Below are 17460 nucleotides of genomic sequence, written 5' to 3' on the forward strand. Positions count from 1 at the left end.
AAGAAATCTCCTTCAAAGGGGACTTTCCGAAACCCGCACAGCGCGCGCTCCGAGTCACCGCGATGAGCACCCACCCGGGGAAGAGCCGGGAAACAGAAAGGCGCCTGCGATACATCAGCAGGCGCACACAAAGTTCATGGGAACCACTACTGCAACTGAGACGACTCTAGCAGGCCCCGGCCCGCCACGGGCGGATATTTCACCCCCGGTTCCACGAGGCCCCTTCCCCGGGCCGCCGGCCGCGAGGCGCCAGGACCATCAACACACCTGGAGAGCAGCCTCGTTGAGCATGCCTCCTGCCCTGTCGGCGCCGCCGACTCCAGGGAGGGGAGGGCGGCCAACGCGTGTGCGCAGCGCCTGCCCCGGCCGCGAACAGCGAGGCGCCGACGCCCGCCGGCGCCATCCGGGGGCCCGGGCCCGCCATCCGGCCGGCGACGCCCGGCCCCGCACTGTGGGCGCCCGGCAGCGCGATTTCACCCGCCGCTCCGGCGGCGGCGGCGAGCTCGACGCCGACCACCATCCGTTCCTCTCCCGACCGGCAGCTGCCACTGAAGCCGTGACGGCAGTGAGCAGATCCTGCACAGAATCGCGGGCAGAGCCTTCGGTGGCTCTGGCGCGAGATCCGTGAACAGTCTTGAACCTGACGCAATCCCGGGGTGAGCGAGCTCGACCGACCGAAGGGGGCCGTACGGAGTGAGGTCCCGTCAGCATTCACTCCGCAAAGACCGTCCGCTGTCGCCCATGGGCGCTCATCGCACGACATGCACCGGCAGGTGGCACCGATCCGCCTCATCGGCGGCCCAGGCCAGCACCATGTCGTATCGAATCAGCCGGCCCCCGACGCCCGCGAGGTCGCCGGGCGGGAAGGCCGAGCCGCTTCTACGGTATTCCCGAGCCGCTCAGAGATCTGCCGGACTGCGCGGCCAAGAAACGACCCGAGGGCCTATGGCAGTGTGACGGTATCGCACGGCGGCTGCCACTTGGCGGAAAAGCAAAAAGGCCGCCTCCGCATCTCTGCGGAAACGGCCCACGCCCTGCATAAACACTGATCCGAACAACAGGATTTGTACCTGCGCCCCCGACGCCTAAGTGGTCCCGCTATCTCCCGCCCGAAAAGCCGGGTAGGGATTTCGCGATCACGAGCCGCAGAATCAGGGCTCCTGCTTCTCTGATCTGCATATGTACCTCCTCGTGATCGTCCTGCCGGTAACTTCTCCGGCACTGTCCAGGCTACTCCGGCAGAGCGTGAATTCAGGCACGTCAGGCGCACGAATACCGTCGCGCCAGTTCCAACGCGGTTGTCGGGCCGCCCGGGACAGGCACCGGCCGTGGGGCCGACCGCCCCACGGGGTCCGGGCCCACCGGATCCTGGAGCGAGCCCGCCGTCGCTCCGCCACTTCTGGCTCACCTGAACAGCGGCGCAGGGATGGCCCCGGCGCGGGAAGGGTTGGCAGCCTGCAGTCATGGACCAGGTGGCACAGCAAACCGGTGATCTGCCGGCGCCCGATCGCGGAGGCTCCGCGGACACCGGCACGGCGTCGCGGGCACCGGCCGTACGGGTGGAGAAGGACCTTCTTGCGGTGACAGCGGTGATCCTCGACCGCTTCGCTGCTCTCGCCGATCAGCCGGCCGGCGTCGGAGCCGCGGAGGTGGCATGGCACCTCCGCGAGGCGGCCGGCCGACCGCCTCGACCGTCGCAGCCCTTGGACCGGGAGCTCCTGGTGAACGCGGCCGAGAAGGTGCTGGGCAATCGCTCCGCCGGGAGGCGGTGCGTGGTGGACGCAACGACGGTGTACGAAGCCGTCGCCGCGCTGCGGCACCTGGACACGGTCCTGGTGGGCGAGCCGCTCGGCCAGGCCTGCCGCCGTCTGTGGGAGCGCCTGTACCTGTGCGTTCCCTTGACGACGATCCTGTCCAGGGGCACCCGGCCGGCTGCGTCGGGCTTCGACCTGCGCCGGCAGTGCACTGGGGAAGGAGGCAGGGAGCCGGGCCGCCGGCGGACGCGGGCGCCGCGCGTGGGGGATGGCAGGTCAGCGAGTCCGGTGTCGGCCTGAGCCCCGCCCCGAGCCCACAGCGAGGAACACCACATCGGCGATGAGGAGCAGGACGCCGATGGCGAGCAGGTACAGCATCCCGTGGACGACGACGCCGACGATGCCCAGCACGATCGCGACGATGGTCACGAGAAGGAACAGGACCACGGCGCGGACGGCTCCTTGGTCGGGAAGGGGCCCTCAACGGCGGGCGAGTTGCCTCTCGCCTGCAGCGCCGGGCCGGCAGGTCAGGCCGTGGTGCCGGAAGACGGTTTCCTCGTCCTCCGGGGGCACGACGTCATCCGTGCCGATCGGCGGGCAGTCCCTCACCGGCGGCTTGTCGGAGACGACCTTGACGTAGCCCGGCCCGACCGCCGCGCCGTCCAGAGGTACGAACACCAGGCGGTGCCGGGTGGACAGGCCGACCTGGACGGTGGCGCGGAGTGTCCGGGTCAGCCGCGGTCCGGGAGCCGGGGCGTGGGGCGGCCGTTGACGTTCGGGTCGGCGGCCGATGCGCCGGCCGTCGAGGTCGCCGCGGAGTGCTGGAGGGACCGCAGTATGGCCAGCCCCTGGCTGGCGATGCCCGCCGCGATCTGGTTCACCCCGTCGCTGCCGTTCAGGACGGTCAGATCGGCGCCCGCCATGCCCCGGGCCGCCGCGTCGGTGAGTGCGGGCAGGTTCTCCACGATCCGGTTGGCCGCGATCAGCTCCTGGTTGCCGTCCCGCAGTGACGCCGCGCGGGCGGCGTTGGCGTCCGCCTGGGCCTGGGCCAAGGCCCGTTCGGCGTAGGCGCCGGCGTCGGCCTCGAACTTCACCCGGTCGCGGTCCGCCTCGGCCAGCGTCCGCTTCCGGTAGGCCTCGGCGTCGGCCGGGCGCCGCACCTCCGCCTCCAGCCGCTGCGCCGTGAGTGCCGCATTGCGCTGGGCGAGGGCGGTCTGTTCCTCGATGACCTCCTGGGTGGCCCGTGCCTGGGCGAGCGGCCCGGCCTGTGCGGCGTGCGCCTTGGACCGCTCGGTCTCCGCGAGGAAGCCGGCCCGCTTGATCGCGGTGTCCCGCTCGTACTCGGCCTTGAGCGCGGCGGCCTGCTGCTCCCGTTCGCTCGCCTCCTGGTCGGCCTTGGCCTGGGCGATCCGGGCCTGACTGGCGACCGCTGCCGCGTGCGGCGCGGCGAGGTTGTTGATGTAGCCGGTGGCGTCCTCGATCTCCTGGATCTGCAGGGCGTCCACCACGATGCCGAGTTTCTCCATCTCGCCGTGGCTGCCCGCCATGACTTCCTGGGCGACGCGGCTGCGTTCCCTGATGATCTGCTCCACGGTCAGCCCGCCGATGATGGAGCGCAGGTGGCCTGCGAATATCCGTCCGACCAGTTCCTGCATCTGGTTCTGCTCGGACAGGAAGCGCCGGGCGGCGTTGGCGATCGACACGGCGTCGTCGCCGACCTTGAAGACGCAGACGGCGCGGACGGTGAGCCGGATGCCCTGCTGGGTGACGCAGTCCTCGGCGATCTCCGCCTCCTGCAGGGCCAGGGACAGCATGCGGGCCTTCTGCTTGACGGGAACGACGAAGCTCCCGTGGCCCGTGACGATCCGGAACTGGGTGTCCTGCGACTGCCGCTTGGAACCGGAGATGAGCATGGCCTCGTTGGGCGCGGGCACGTGCCAGAACAACATGACGAACCACCTGACCTGCAACAGCTCGACGAGGGCCGCGGGGCCGCCGGACTCAGGGCGGCAGCGGCTCGACGAGCACCGACCGGGCGGAGATCGTGTCGATCACGACCACCCGGGTGTTGACCGCGATCGGCCCGGCGGACCAGGCCGCGAACACCTCCGACCCGCCGCGCAGGCCGACCAGCACCTCGCCCGGCCCGCCCGTCGGGATCGGCACCGTCACCCTCCCGACGGCTCCGACCGGGGTCTGGCGGGAGTCATCAGCCGCGTACATGACACCTCATACGGTGCGGCACGACGGCGCGGTGGGGGGCCGGAACACGAACGGCCACGGGCGGCACCCCTCCTGGAGGCACCGGGCCCCCGGTCGAGTCCTTCGGCAGAATGCCTGCGAGCAGCGCGTGCGGCGCGTCCGCCCCGGCCCCTCCCACGGTACTCCGGCCGCAGCGGGGAGGCGTTTGTCGGGTACCCGGCTCGGACCCCGGCCCGGGAGTCCCGGCCCGACGCCCACCGGGCCCGGCTCGGAGGCTGGGCCGGCAACCACCCGGACCGGCGGACTTCCGGGCCGCCCGGATGATGTCGCCACCGTCGTCAAGGCGGCGGGCGAGCGCTACACAGCGGCGCTCCCGTCGTTCGGTGCGTGACCTGCGGCCGCGCCAGGCCCTGCTGCTGACGCCGGCGGCCCGGCGCGTCGATGGTGTGCAGCTGTGCTCCGGTCGAGGGGGCCTGTCGTACGGTCGAGGCCGGAGACCGGTGTCCACGCTCACGCCGGCGAACAAGATCCCCGACAGAGTCGAGCTTATGAGTCACGCCGCGTGGCGGGCAGACGCTCCGTGTCGGCGCCGAAGGGTAGGAACGTGGCTCGGGCGGAGAGGAGCCACGCGCCTCCGACCTTCCGAAACGTGTCCTCGTAGTGGCCGACGTTGGCGGGGAGCCGCGGCGGGAGCATCCCGTCAACGTAACCGTCGACCCGGTAGGTCGTGAGATACGAGGTCGCGGTCGCCGTCGTCGCGGAGCCCACAGTGACCAGGATGTTCGTCATCATGCGACGTGACAACCGGTCCGCCGGCCGAGAGCCGAAGTACGCACGCAGCGCTTCCCGGCCCTCGATACGGCGGCCCCCGTGGGGCCACTCCCAGATTCCGTCGACGGTGAACAGATCGGCCACCGAAGCGGGGTCCCCAAGGTCGAGGCGGCGAACGAAGTCGACGATCAGACGTTCGCAGGCTCGCTCAGCGAGCAAGCGGTCCATGGGGTCGATCGCTTCATCAATCATCTTCACTTCCTACCAGCCCCACCCCGATGCTGGACAACGCTTTTCGAGGCCCCCGTGTTGTAGACCGCGGGCAGACCCCTCGTCCAGTGACTGTCCGTCAAGAGCGCCACAGGATCGCCGAGGAATCCGCGATAGTCGAATACGCGAGCTCACCGGTATCAACCCCTGGTCCAGCGCATCCGGGCGCCGGCCACGGGCGCGGGGGCGGAGCACGCCTCGCCCGGCCGGGCACCAGTCCGACGGGCCGCCACGGTGGCCCGGCTGCCGCCCGGACCCGGTCGTGCGGCAGGCAGATGCTGCGCCTGACCGGGGTCGGGAAGAGCGAACGGGCGGTCGGTAGGCAGTCGGGCACCCACCGGTCGCCGGGCTGGTTCGCGGGCTACCGGTCGGGCAGCAGTTCGGCGAGCATCGCCACGAGCGGGTCGAGCTGGTCGGCCTGGACGACGACCGTCGGGCCGGCCCCGTACTCGGCGTCGTCCAGGTGGAACACGGTCGTGCCGGGGCCCCGGCGGCGGAACTCGGTGGGGAGCAGGTCGAGCAGCTTCTCCAGGACGCCGGCGAGTTCGGCACGGGCGTGGTCGATCACGTCGATGGACAGGGAAGCCTCAGGTGCGGGAGTGGTCATGACAGCCATGCTGGCGCGTCGGGCACTGGCCGGGACAGTGGTCCGGCCGAGGATCACCGGAAGGGAGTAGAGCGCCCGCGGGTACGAGCGCGGCTCGATGAGCGGCTGAGCGCCGTGATACCCGGGGCGGTCTTCTGACCGTCAATCGAACGGCCGTCGCACTCCCTCGCGATGTGACGATGTGATTCCGGACAGTGACCGCGCGGATCGGGACACCCCCGCTCAATACGCCCCCTGCCTGGTGGAGCGCCCACCACGCTTGGCCCGGGCACGGGCCCACCGCCGCGCGCTGCCACCGGGAGGGCACATGACGAGGACCGCTGACCAGATCGCGCTTCTCCGGACCGAAACCGCCCCTGCCTTACTGAAGGAACTACGGGGACTCCAGGCCGGCGGCGAGGAGTTGCGCACCGAGCTGGTCACGACGATCAGCCAGGGCCTGGACGAGACCCGCACGCAGGTACTCCGCGTCCTTGACCGCGATCAGCGTGAACTCGCCCAGGCACGTCAGGAGATCGGCGACCTGCGCCGGGAGCTGGCCGAGGCCCGGGCCGCCTGGGAGACCAGCATCGCGGAGCTGACGACGACACCCCCGCCCGCCCAGCCGGACGCCACCGACCCGGTGACGACAGCCGAGGGCTCCGCCCTGGCAGAGCCGGCCGACGCCGCGAACCCGGGCGCTGACGTAGGCACCCCGACCACCGAGCCCGCGAAGGAGACCGCCGTGTCCGACCAGCAGCCCGACCAGTCCCCCGACACCACCGAACAGGCCGCCACCGACATGCTGACCGAACTGACCGCGGTCGCCGGGCACCAGGTACCGGTTCCCCAGCCGGCCGCCGTGGCCCCGACGCCCCCGCCGACAGCGGAACAGGCACGGGCCTCCCTGGAGGCGGCGCTGTTCGACACGTTGAAGACCGCCGCCCGGATCAGTACGGCAGAGCTGGTCTGCCACCCGCACACCTGGCAGTTCATCGCCTCCCGTACCGCGGCCGCCGAGTACTTCCGGCTGCCCTCGGCCGAGGGCGACGGCAAGGACGACATGGTGACCGTCCGACTGCCCGGACTCAGCCTCATGGCCGCCGTCAACTCACTCTTCACCACCTATTGGGAAGCCAGTACCGGCCCGGTCCGAAACCTCCAGGACAGCGCCATGGCCCTGGCCTACTACATCGACCTGTCCAGCGCGATCCGCCGCACCCAGCCCGCCGACTCCGGCACGCAGGTCGACGGCCGCCCCCTGACCCGCATCGTCATCGACAACCGACCCAGCCCGGCGGCCTGACCCCACCCGACCGCTCCCGGCCCTCCACCAGGCGCACGTACGCTGATGGCCGGGTCCCTCACGTCGACGAGCGTGAGGGACCCGGCCACTTCGTCGTCGCGACGCGGCCGGTCGGCCTCGCGGGGAGCGGCCGGGTGCGCCTGCGCCAGGTCCCCGGCACGACCGACCCGATGGCCGAAGGCCGCGTCGGCCCGGACCGCATCCCGCCCAACGCCTCTTCCTCCCCGGCCGAGGCCTCTTCGTTCCCCGCTGAACACTGCCGCGCGCCCCGGCCCGCCGTACCGTACGCCGCGGCCGGGCCCTCACGATCTCCGTGTGAGGGCCCGGCCGTCTCGGCACTCACACTGCTACCGGCGCAGCGCTGCGGGGTTGAGGTCGAGGGGGAACGGGGGTCGGTGAGCTGGGTGGTCTCAGCTGAGGGGCGCCGCGGCGGGCTGCGTGGGCGCGCAGGGTCACACCCTGGTGACATCCCGCGTCCCGGTTCCGGGCCGGATGATGTAGATCCCGGATCCAGGGAGGGTCTCCCGCGAATCATCCCGGAGCCGGTCGACGCTGATCTCCGCCGGCCAGCGCGTGTGCAGCTCGGACCAGCGGACTCCTGCGAGGTCGACGCGGGTGAGGTCGGCGGTACTCAGATCTGCGGTGGTGAAATCGTCCAGGACTTCGGAGAGGAATTCCAGGTCCAACGTTTCCGGCTCACCGAGCCCGAGCAGTTCACCGATCTGTGCGGCCAGCGCCCGGGTAAGGTATTCAACCTCCTCTACCGCGCGGGTCAGATCACCGCCGCGCACCGCGTACATGAACACCTGACAGGCCCGCAAGAACTCCGCAATCGCCGGATGATTCGCGCTTCTCACCCGATGGTCGATCGTCGCCGCCATCTCTCGTACGAGGACCTGCCCGACCGTTCCCGCCTGGTCGATCGCCGGATAGTGGGGCTCCAGCAACGCCACGATCTCGTGCGCCATATCTCGCAGTTCCCACGCGAGAGCCGCCCGCCCGTCCAACTCGTGGGCGATGCCCCGGGCAATCCCCTGAGCGGCGAATACGGCTCTCTTCAACGACATCCCGTGATACCGGCCGAACCCAAGACCGTAGGTGAGATCCTGTGCCAGCACCACCGTACGGATCAGAAGATCGGCAAGGATCGCCGATGTGACCAGCGGATGCTCGCGCAGCACAAGCCGCTGCTCGGGGCCGATCAGTTCAAACCGCTGGTGCATCAGGCCGACGTCGTAAAGAGGCGCAGCCGCTTCCTCGAACTCCGTCCGGGCCGTGGTTCGGGACATGATGGACACAAGTCCGGCCTCGACGTCCAGCACCGTGTCCAGGCTCTCGGCGAGATCTTTGTGTCGAGCACACAGCATCACCTCACGCAGCCCGGCTTCCAGGTCCAGATGACCGTCAAGCCCGTCCAGAAACGCCTTCTGCAAAGCCGCAAGCCGGTCCGAGGAGTCACTGGCACGGCGCTCCGGAACGAAGTTCTCTCCCATCAATCCCCCTCTCGCTCGGTCATCCTGCTGGAAACAGTCATGCGCGCTTTGAACAGACTGGCCCGAACAGCTGCTGGATTCATTCCCAGCTCGGCCGCAATCTCTGTCGGCGTGTAGTCGTCCAGCGTCCAAGCCATCACCTGTCGCTGGCGGGCGGGGAGACCGCTCAACAGATTCAATATCTCCTGCCGCCGCTCCCATTCAGCCGCCTCGCCGGGCGACGGCAACAATGAGGTCGGTTCGAGAGTGAGTTCCTCGATGCTTTCCTCGACCCGGCTAAAGGCGCGCACCAGCTCACGGGACGCAACTCTTCGACTCCACGCTTCCGGCGACTGAATGCGGTCCCACCGCTCGTACGCCTTGAGCATCGTGTCCTGGGCCAGATCCGCGGCCAGGGCCGCCGAGGCTCCCTGCCACATGAGGAACGCCACCAGCTTGCGGAGGCAGGTGCGATAGAAGTACGCGAACTCTCCGTTCCGGGAGCTGGTTTCGATTCCGCTGTCGGAGGCCGGCAGACGTCCGAGGGACGCTGCCGAGGCGGCCTCCCCGTCCGGACCGGTTTCATTCATGCGCGCCGCAACCCCGCTTCTCCTGCTCCACCGACTGCCCCGGGCCGACTTCGGCGGCATCACGCTCGAGGAGCGCGAGGACGACCACGACCGGGGGCGGCGGAGGTAGTTGGGGCCGGCCCCGCAGGCGTGGCCGTACCTGTCCTACGAGGGTGACCAAGGCCCCCACTACCCCCAGCACAGCTGCCACAACCGAGCCCGTGACGGGATCCACCAGCACTCCCTGCTCTCGTTCAACACTTCTACAACTAGGAGTGCTGAGAGGGCAGAAGCGTTAACTTGCCCAAGCCCAAAAGTCCTGTTGCGGTCCAACCGACTCTCAAGGCGGGTCTCCTTCATCTAGCCACGACCGGCGCGCCTGAGGTCCGCCAGGTAGGCGTACACCTCGGGGAGCTTGGGGTGCTGCGGGCCGCCGGCCCGCACCAGGTCCGCGATCAGCCGTTCGGTCGCCGCGATCGCCTCGGCGAGCCGCCCGGCCTGGTCGTAGCCGGAGATGAGGGAGATCAGGGCCTCCAGGGTCCCCGGGTCGTCGAGGCCCCGGCTGTGTTCGCGCGCGGCGAGGGACGCCTTCAGGTACGGCAGGGCCACCTCCGGGCGGCCGGCTTCCAGGTGGGCGATCGCGAGGTTGTGGTAGCGGTAGGAGATCGCGTCGCTGTCGGCTCCATGGATCTGCTCGAAGCCGCGGACGACCCGTTCGTAGCAGGCGATGGCGCCGTCGAGGTCACGGGCGTCGTGGAGGAGGTGGGCCAGGTTGTCCACCCAGATGTAGGTGCTGAGGTGGTCCGGGCCGTAGAAGCGCTCCTTGTCGGAGATGATCTCCCGGCACAGCGCCGTGGCCTCGGGCCGGCCCGCCTTGTGGTAGGCGGAGAACAGTTTCTGCTTGCGGGCGTCCAGCCGTTCGCCGCCCGGCGGCAGGATGCGCCTGCTGCCGGCCAGAGCCTCCTCCAGCAGGGCGGTCGCCCGGTCGCTGTCGCCCGCCGCCGCGTAGGCGTCCGACAGCTTCTCGCGGCGGTCAAGGATCCGCTCCTCGTCGCGGTCGGGGCCGAGTTCACTGCCCTCCAGAGCCCGTCGCAGGTACGGGAGGGCCTCGGTCGGGCGTCCCGCCGAGAGGTGGGCGCTTCCGATCCCGTCCAGGGTCAGCAGGGTGTCGCGGGCGTACGGGCCCAGGCTCGCCGTCTGGTGATCCAGGTTGACCAGGAACAGGGGGATCGCCCGGTCCTGCATGTACGTGTCTCCGGGCGGGGCGGCGGCCGACCAGACGCACAGGAAGAAGGCGTAGTTGTGGCGCAGCCCCAGGACGTCGGGGTGGCCCGGGCCCAGCCTCCGTTCCGCGTCGAACAGGTTGTCGCGCATGCGCAGGATGGTGTCGATGCCGAGGTGCGTCGGCCCCTCCTCGTGCTCGCCCAGCCGGAGGTCGAGGGGGTCTTCCGGACTGCCGGACTCCTGCGGCGGGTTCGGTGGCCGCTCGGGGAGGTCAGGGTGCTCGGGGAGGTCAGGGTGCTCGGGGTGGTCAGGGTGCTCGGGGTGCGTCGGCCTTCCGGGGTCCGGCGGGGTGCCCTTGGCGCGTTTCCTGCGGAACATTCGCGGTCACTCTCCCTGCCTCGGTGGCGGTCACATGGGGGACCCGAGGTCCCGTACGAGCTCCAGCAGTTCGCGGATCGCGGCCGACGGCGCCCTCCCCCGGTCGAGGTAGGCGCCGAGGAGCTCCCGGTCTGCCGGGGTGAGCGAGGCGAGCGGTCTGCCCACGAAGGAGAGCGGGTCGCCGAGGTCGTGCACGGCCGAGCCGTGGACCACGTGGCGGCCTCCGGGCGAAGCTGCCAACAGGCGCGGCGGGTCCTCGCGCGACGCCCCCGCGAGCAGGCGCGGCGCCGGTACCGGGGCGAGGGTGACCGAGTCGTGGAAGTGCGTCCTCGCCCCGCCGCGGGACCGGCCGCCGACGACGCGCCATCCGGGGACGGCGATCAGGTCCTCCAGCGGCGGCCCGACGTGCCAGGCGGTCACCATGGTCCGGTCGGACTCCTGCTGGAACAGGTAGACGCCGCCGGTCGACGCGGCGGTGACGAACTCCTCGGGGGACAGGAACACCGCGGACTCGACCGTGCCGTGCTGCTCGGGCACTCCCCACCAGCCGTCGGCCGACAGCGGCTCCAGGGCGGCGTCGGTGAGGAGCACGCGGCGCCGGTCCGCCAACAGGAGCCGCTCGCCGGAGGGGTCGACGGCGTGGACGGTGACGTGCTCCAGACCGAGGTCGTCGTACAGGTCGACCTGCTCCAGCCGACCGTCGTGCGTGCCGATCAGGGCAGCCGTCGTGCCCCGCAGCAGGACGACGAAGACGCGCGAAGTGGCGAAGATCCGGGCCCCGTCGAGGGCCCGGCCGTGCGCGAGGACCTCCGCCCCGTACGGCCCGTAGCGGACGAGTTCCGATTCCGCCCGGTACGGTCGCGTGCGCAGGGCCACGACCGCGTCGGCGCCGAGACAGGTCACGGCGGCGGAGCCGGTCCTGCGGTGGTCGGCGGACCAGAGCACGGAGCGGGAGCGGAGGTCGTACACGTCGATGCGCGTGGCGAGCACGCCGTCGGGCCGCGCCCCGCCGGGCAGGTACGCCTCCCGGGCCATGACCGGCGCCCGCCCCGGCCCTCCGGGGGCGAAGGAGAGCAGGCCGACCCCCGACAGACCGGCCGTCCCCAGACCCCCGCGGTCGGGCAGCCGCCACACGGCCGGCTCGGCGGCGGCGCGGGCCGTGCGCTCGGCGGCCCGCGGCCTGTGGCGTCGCGAGGTGAGCCGGGCGACCAGACCACGGGGGTCCTCCGGCGGGGCCCAGCGCTCGGGCGGGTGGCGGTGGGCGATCCGCAGCGCGTCAGTGACGGGGACCGCTTGGATGAGGCTCCACAGCCCCGCCGGGTCGGCGGCCCGTACGAGCCGCTCGGCCGCCGCGTCGATCTCGGCCGGCGCTCCCCAGGCCAGGCGGTCGGCGCCGCGCCGCTCCCGTAGGTAGCGCAGCGCGGTGCCGATGGCACGGCGTTCGGCTTCGGCGGCGGCCCGGCCGTCGGCGGTGTCCGGAAGGCGGGCGAGGCGGTCCCGGCGCAGGGCGAGGCTCTCCTCGACGATCGCGGTGGCCTCGGCGTGCCGCTCCAGGGAGATGAGCTTGGCCGCGGCGTCGTGGAGACGGGCGGCGAGGAGGTCCTGGAAGCGGGGGCCCACCTCGGCGAGTTGGCGGTAGAGGCGGATGGATTTCAGGAGCGCGTCGACGGACTCGGCGTGCCGCCCGGCGTCCCACAGGTGCAGGCTCTCGGTGTACAGGCCGCCCGCGAGTTCCTCCCCGTGGCCGGCCGGGTGGAGGCCCGCCATCCGGGTCAGGAACTCCACCATCTGGCCGGCGCCCTCGGCGGCCTCCGCCGAGCGCCCGGACTTGGCCAGCAGGTAGCCGCTCACCATCTCCAGGCCGTTCACGTCCGCCGTCAGGGCCAGGTACAGCATGGGATCGCGGTCCAGGATCTTCCCGAAGAGCCGCCGTGCCTCGGCCACGGACTCGTGGGCGGCCGCCGCGGCCCCGGTCTGCCAGAGCGCGAAGGCGAGCCGGGTGTGCGCCTGGGCCAGGGAGACCAGGGGTTCGTCGTCCGCCGCCTCCTGCTCCAGCAGCCCGATCGCCTCACGAAGGAGTTCGACCTGGCGCTCGGAGTCGATTTCCTCGATGAAGAGGCCGCCCAGGTTGAGGAGGGCGTCGGCGTAGTCGGGCCGGTGTGCCGGATCCTGTCGGGCGGCCTCCCGGGTGAGCCGTACGACCTCCTCCATGAGGGCCAGCGCGTCGCTCCTGCGGTTCGCCTTGAGGTGGGCGGCGACCAAGCCCGGTAGGAGCCGGGCCCGTTCCGTGGGGTCGGCGGCCCCTTCGAGGCGGTGGGTGGCGAGGCGCGAGGCCAGGACTGCGGTGCCGGTCTCCACCCGTACGTCGCGCGAGGACACCAGCGGCTCGACGGCCTCCAGGATGTCGAGGTCCACGGAGTCCAGGGCGGCGAGCGCGGCCAGGACGGCGCCGCCGCCCCGGACCGCGAGGGCGGGGTCGCGGCGCAGCAGCGGGAAGAGGACGGCGGGGCCGACGTGCGGCCAGCGTTCGGCGGCGGCGATGAGGAAGGTGAGGGCGCGGGGGGTCCAGGGGGGTGCGGCTCGTCCGTCGCGCTGGAGGACGAGGGTGGTGCCGGTGACCGACCACAGGTCGGTCGGGTATCCGGTGACGGGGCTCCCGGGGAGGGTGAGGGCGAGGTAGTCCTCGGCGAGCCGGTCGGGGAGCAGGGGTTCGAGTACGTGGGCGGCCGCCGGGTCGGTGGGCGGGTAGTGCACGGCGTGGGCGGTCAGCGCGTGGTCGGCCGGGGTCCGTAGCAGGAGGCGGTCCAGCAGGGGGCGGGCGGCGTCGCGGCGCATCGGGCCGGTGAGGACGGCGGTGAAGACGGTACGGGCGAGGTCGAGGCCGCGGCGGTCGTCGGCGGCGGCGTCCGCGACCGGGGCGCCCGGGTCGCGCGCGTCGGGGCGGCGCCAGTTCTCGTGCTCGCGGTCGAGGAGGTAGGCGGTCATCCCGGCGAGGTCCTCGGGTGGTTCCCGGCCGGCGGCGCGGGCGTCGACGGCGGTGAGCGCGGCCATGTGGACGGCGAGGGTCAGCCCGAAGTCGGGGCGGGCGAGGTCCTCGTGGGGCGGGCGGAGGGCTTCGAGGGCGCCGGGGTCCGGGTAGTGGGCTGCGAAGCCCCGGCGGGCAGCCTCGAACATCCGGGCGCGCTCCGCCTCGCGGCCGGAGTCGGCCAGCGGCTCCAGCGGCTGGTCGGAGAGTTCGGTGGGGAGCCGCCGGCGGCCGAGCTGGGCGCGCAGGGCCGGCCAGGGCCGCACGGAGCGGGCGACGAGCAGGACCCGTGCGGGGAGTTCGCCGCGCAGGAGGCCGTTGTGGAAGAGCCAGGCGAGGTGGACGTCCGGCCAGCGGTCGGCGTAGTCGACGAGGATCAGCACCCCAGCGCGGTGGTCGGTGCGCAGGTCCTGGCTGCCCTCGGCGGGCGGGTGGGTGTCGGTTCCGTGCACGGCGTCGACGACGAGCCAGCCGGCGTCGGCGCATTCGGCGGCGAAGCGGGCCGCGAGGCGGGACTTGCCCGCGCCGCCGGGTCCGTGCAGCCAGCGCACAGCCGTCCGCGCGGGCTGGTCGCGCCACGCGCGGAGCCGGCCCAGCTCCGCCTCGCGGCCGGTGAACTCCACGATCTCGCTGCGGGCGTCGAGCATCCTGCTGGGCTGGGCGCGCAGCCAGGCGGAGTCCCGCCGCAGGCCGTCGGCGGCGCCGTGGGTGTCGCGGGCGTACAGCAGGTAGACGGGGGTGCCGTCGCCGAAGACGTGGATGTCGGCGCCGACCGCGCCGTAGGCGAAGCCGGCGACGGCGCGGACCTGCTGGTGGACCTCGTCGGGGAGGCCCACGGTCAGCCGGTCCCGTCCGCGCCGTCTTCGTCGGCGGGCGGTGGCACCTGCCCTTCGGCCGCCTGGTGGTAGTGCAGGCTGCCGCCCTGCACGGCGAAGAGGGTGCCGTGGTCGCGGGCGGTGTTCGACTGCGTCCACACCTGGCGTCCGGCGGGCAGGCCGTCCTGTACGCGGGCGACGATTTCCCGCAACTCGCCCTCGGAGTCGGGGTGTTCCTCCAACAGCAGGAGCAGCCGCCGACGCCATACGGGCAGCAGCTCGGCCCTGATCTCGTCCGCGCCGGCCGGCTCGGCGCGGCCGACGAGGACGGCGTCCTCGTCGAGCTGCGCGCCGATCGCCTCCCCGCGGGCCTCGCCGCCCCGTCCGAAGAGCCGGACGACCCCGCCGCGGGCGCCCTGCCACAGGTCGGTGGCCATGGCTCCGATCAGCGCGCTGGCCCCCGCGCCGGCGAGCGCCGTCAGTGACTCGGCCAACATCCGTCCTCCCGACTCCGATGTGGCGGGCGGCCCCGAGAGACCCAACTCCGCACGTCCCGGACCAGGTTAGCCCCGGGTCGGGCCGGTCGTGGCTGGATGACTGAGCCGGCCTCGGCAAAACCCGCCGGACTCAGCCACCTGCCTGGTCAGGTCCGCGTGGATCGCCGGGTCGTCGCCCGGCCCCGGATCCCCGGGAGGGTACGCGCCGCCACCGGCCGGGCGGGGAGAGCGAGGGGGCGGAAGCCGGGATGAACGCACGGTTCATCGTGGTGAATGTGGTGTCCCCCGAAAGGGAAGGAGATGCTCCTGGCGGCGCTTGCCGCCCGGTGGGCCGCGATCGAGGGCAACTACGAGGCCGTCGACGACTTCACCCGCGACGTCCTCGGCCACGCCAACGCGGTGCAGTGGCGGGACGCGGTGATCGACGCGCTGCCGGGCGACTGGGTCGACCGGCTCGGCAGCTACCTCACCGACCCGGAGCCGCTGGCGATCCTGCACCGCTGCACCGCCGCCGAGCGACGACGATGGACGGAGCCGTGGGAACGCAAGGCAGCAGGGTTCAGGCGCAAGGGCCGTGACGGCGTCGTCCGCACGTCCACCGGGACGCGGGTGGGACTCCTGGAGGCGCCGAACGAGTAGTCTCGCTGCCGCCCCGGCCCTTGCCGCCGGCGCCGCCGGGGTCCGCGCGATCCGGGCCCGGCTGAAGCGGTGGCCGACCACGAACGGCCCCGGTCAGTTCGGCCGGGGCCGGTTTCGCCGGCCCCGGCCAGGATCGCCCGCTCCGGCCCGCCCGACTTCGAGCAGGCCACCCTGTGCTGAGTCCCTGGTTCCCCCGCCACTCCTGGCCCGGCACGGAGGCGGGTCCTGTCGGCCGGATTCACCCACGACGTGTCAGAGAGCGACTACCTTCTGCAACATGAGTGAGACTCGACCGGTCGACGACCGTTCCGCGCCGCAGGCCCGCCGGGCGGAGCCGCTATCGGGCGCGCTGCCCCTCGGTGACAAGGTGTGGTACGCGGCGTACGGGTCGAACATGCACGCCGACCGCCTCGCCCACTACATCGCCGGCGGCCGCCCGCCCGGCGGCGCCCTCACCTATCCGGGCTGCCGTGACCGCCGACTGCCAGAGCGGACGCTGCCGGTGCTGCTGCCCGGCGCGCTGTACTTCGCCCTGGAATCCGCGGTGTGGACCGGTGGCATGGGCTTCTACGACCCGGCCGCCGACGGTGAGATGCCCGCCCGCGCCTACCTCGTCACCACCGAGCAGTTCGCCGACATCGCCGCCCAGGAGATGCGCCGGCACCCCGGCACCGACCTGGACCTCACCCGCGCCCTGGCGGCCGGCAGCGACCACCTCGGCCCAGGACGCTACGAGACCCTGGTGTGCCCGGGCGCGATCGAGGACGTCCCGGTGTTCACCTTCACCGCCCCCTGGGCGCTCGCCGACGCCGAACTCAACGTGCCCTGCGCCGCCTACCTCGCCAACTTCGCCGCCGGCCTGGCCGAGGCCCATGGCTGGAGTCCGGAGCAGGCCGCGGCCTATCTTGCTGATCGGCCCGGCGCCGCCGGCCACTGGAGCGCCGACGCGGTGCTGGCCGCCCTGCGCCCCGCATCGGCCCTGCCGTGAGCGCCCGGGCCGGGCCGGACGAGCCGCTGGTGGAGTGCCCGCGGTGCCGGGCGCGGCCCGGGGTGATGTGCGGCGGCCGCGACCGGGCCCGGCGGCCTGACCCACCCGACCGCTCCCGGCTCACCACCAGGCGCACGTACGCTGATGGCCGGGTCCCTCACGTCGACGAGCGCGAGGGACCCGGCCACTTCGTCGTCGCAACGCGGCCGGTCAGCCTCGCCGGGATACGCCGTTCGAACCTGGGCGCGCGGCCGGCCGTTTCCACCTCGGCCAGGACGCGTGCCCGCGTACTCCTCGGCCCGCTCGGGCTCGTCGGGCCGAACGGGCCTTCCGGTCGGCCTCCTCCTGCTCGGCGCGGGGGAGGACGCGTCGCCGGATCGGCGGAGTGCGCGCTGTCGTACGGGCCCGGAAGATCACCCCGACGTTCCCGCGCCCCGGTGTCTCGGACCTTCGAAGACCTTCAGTCGAGGGTCCCGGGGAAGCGGTCGATGTTGAGTTCGACCCAGTCGCGCAGGTGGGAGAGGGGGGCGCAGGCGTCGGCGCCGAGGGGGGTGAGGCTGTACTCGACGCGGGGCGGGACCTCGGCGTGGATCTCGCGGTCGACCAGACCGTGCTCCTCCAGACGGCGCAGGGTCTGGGTGAGGACCTTGGGGCTGACGCCCTGCAGACGGGTGCGCAGCATGCCGAAGCGCTGGGGGCCGTCCTCCAGGGCTCCGAGCGCGAGGGCACTCCACTTGTTGGCGAGCAGGTCGAGCATGTCCCGGCAGGGGCAGGCGGCGAGGTAGACGCTCCTGGGGTCGTCGCAAGTGCCGGCGGTGGTGGCGGGAGTCGTCGTCATGCTGCAACAGTACCCAATGGGTACCAATGGTCCTTGCGGGTAACCACTACCTGTTGCATACCGTCTCTGACGTGCCCCGAAGTCACGGGCCGCCCTGATAACCACGTCAGCGAAGCAGGACCCTTT

General features: G+C 72.2%; 16 protein-coding genes. 4 read left to right on the forward strand and 12 right to left on the reverse strand.

What is annotated here, in order from left to right; all coding sequences use genetic code 11:
- Positions 1-1463 precede the first annotated feature (1463 nt).
- Positions 1464-2054, forward strand: coding sequence for a hypothetical protein (locus ACIQTO_RS35635; protein WP_402397213.1), 591 nt, complete (start codon positions 1464-1466; stop codon positions 2052-2054).
- On the opposite strand, the gene ACIQTO_RS35640 is transcribed toward ACIQTO_RS35635, so the two are convergent.
- From ACIQTO_RS35640 to ACIQTO_RS35665, 6 genes are all read right to left on the reverse strand, one after another.
- Positions 2031-2201 (reverse strand): hypothetical protein, encoded by a 171-nt coding sequence (locus ACIQTO_RS35640; protein ID WP_402397215.1) that lies wholly within the window; start codon positions 2199-2201, stop codon positions 2031-2033. The two genes, ACIQTO_RS35635 and ACIQTO_RS35640, sit on opposite strands and share 24 nt — an antisense overlap.
- A 33-nt stretch (positions 2202-2234) precedes the next feature.
- Entirely contained in the window at positions 2235-2546 is a 312-nt protein-coding gene (locus ACIQTO_RS35645; protein WP_402397383.1) for a hypothetical protein, read from the reverse strand.
- On the reverse strand, positions 2486-3703 hold the full coding sequence (locus ACIQTO_RS35650) for an SPFH domain-containing protein (RefSeq protein WP_402397218.1): 1218 nt from the start codon (positions 3701-3703) through the stop codon (positions 2486-2488). Before ACIQTO_RS35650 ends, ACIQTO_RS35645 begins: the two co-directional genes overlap by 61 nt.
- A gap of 52 nt (positions 3704-3755) precedes the next feature.
- On the reverse strand, positions 3756-3977 hold the full coding sequence (locus tag ACIQTO_RS35655; RefSeq protein ID WP_402397220.1) for a hypothetical protein: 222 nt from the start codon (positions 3975-3977) through the stop codon (positions 3756-3758).
- Positions 3978-4502: 525 nt separating this feature from the next.
- Entirely contained in the window at positions 4503-4979 is a 477-nt protein-coding gene (locus ACIQTO_RS35660) for a nuclear transport factor 2 family protein (RefSeq protein WP_402397223.1), read from the reverse strand.
- A 379-nt stretch (positions 4980-5358) separates the two neighbouring features.
- Complete coding sequence (locus ACIQTO_RS35665) at positions 5359-5604, reverse strand: hypothetical protein (protein ID WP_402397225.1); 246 nt, start codon at positions 5602-5604, stop codon at positions 5359-5361.
- 307 nt (positions 5605-5911) lie between these two features.
- Here ACIQTO_RS35665 and ACIQTO_RS35670 point away from each other — a divergent pair, with 307 nt between their 5' ends.
- A complete protein-coding gene (locus ACIQTO_RS35670) occupies positions 5912-6889 on the forward strand; it encodes a hypothetical protein (RefSeq protein ID WP_402397228.1) in 978 nt (325 codons plus the stop codon).
- Between the two features lie 452 nt (positions 6890-7341).
- Here ACIQTO_RS35670 and ACIQTO_RS35675 read toward each other — a convergent pair whose 3' ends face one another.
- The 5 genes from ACIQTO_RS35675 to ACIQTO_RS35695 all read right to left on the reverse strand — a co-directional run bounded on the left by ACIQTO_RS35675 (position 7342) and on the right by ACIQTO_RS35695 (position 14869).
- A complete protein-coding gene (locus tag ACIQTO_RS35675; protein WP_402397231.1) occupies positions 7342-8382 on the reverse strand; it encodes a hypothetical protein in 1041 nt (346 codons plus the stop codon).
- Complete coding sequence (locus ACIQTO_RS35680; RefSeq protein ID WP_402397234.1) at positions 8382-8951, reverse strand: RNA polymerase sigma factor; 570 nt, start codon at positions 8949-8951, stop codon at positions 8382-8384. Before ACIQTO_RS35680 ends, ACIQTO_RS35675 begins: the two co-directional genes overlap by 1 nt.
- A gap of 339 nt (positions 8952-9290) precedes the next feature.
- On the reverse strand, positions 9291-10532 hold the full coding sequence (locus ACIQTO_RS35685; protein WP_402397237.1) for a tetratricopeptide repeat protein: 1242 nt from the start codon (positions 10530-10532) through the stop codon (positions 9291-9293).
- Positions 10533-10562: 30 nt separating this feature from the next.
- Positions 10563-14393 (reverse strand): hypothetical protein, encoded by a 3831-nt coding sequence (locus tag ACIQTO_RS35690; protein WP_402397240.1) that lies wholly within the window; start codon positions 14391-14393, stop codon positions 10563-10565.
- 2 nt (positions 14394-14395) lie between these two features.
- On the reverse strand, positions 14396-14869 hold the full coding sequence (locus ACIQTO_RS35695) for a hypothetical protein (RefSeq protein ID WP_402397244.1): 474 nt from the start codon (positions 14867-14869) through the stop codon (positions 14396-14398).
- Between the two features lie 300 nt (positions 14870-15169).
- Between ACIQTO_RS35695 and ACIQTO_RS35700 the strand changes: the two genes are divergently transcribed.
- Positions 15170-15508, forward strand: coding sequence for a hypothetical protein (locus tag ACIQTO_RS35700; protein ID WP_402397247.1), 339 nt, complete (start codon positions 15170-15172; stop codon positions 15506-15508).
- Between the two features lie 277 nt (positions 15509-15785).
- Complete coding sequence (locus tag ACIQTO_RS35705; RefSeq protein WP_402397249.1) at positions 15786-16496, forward strand: histone deacetylase; 711 nt, start codon at positions 15786-15788, stop codon at positions 16494-16496.
- A 460-nt stretch (positions 16497-16956) separates the two neighbouring features.
- Here the strand turns inward: ACIQTO_RS35705 and ACIQTO_RS35710 are convergent, their stop codons facing one another.
- Positions 16957-17334, reverse strand: a complete 378-nt coding sequence (locus ACIQTO_RS35710) for a winged helix-turn-helix transcriptional regulator (protein WP_402397251.1) — start codon at positions 17332-17334, stop codon at positions 16957-16959.
- Between the last annotated feature and the right edge of the window lie 126 nt (positions 17335-17460).

Origin of the sequence: Kitasatospora sp. NPDC091207 (assembly GCF_044768625.1) — a bacterium.
Taxonomy (GTDB): domain Bacteria; phylum Actinomycetota; class Actinomycetes; order Streptomycetales; family Streptomycetaceae; genus Kitasatospora.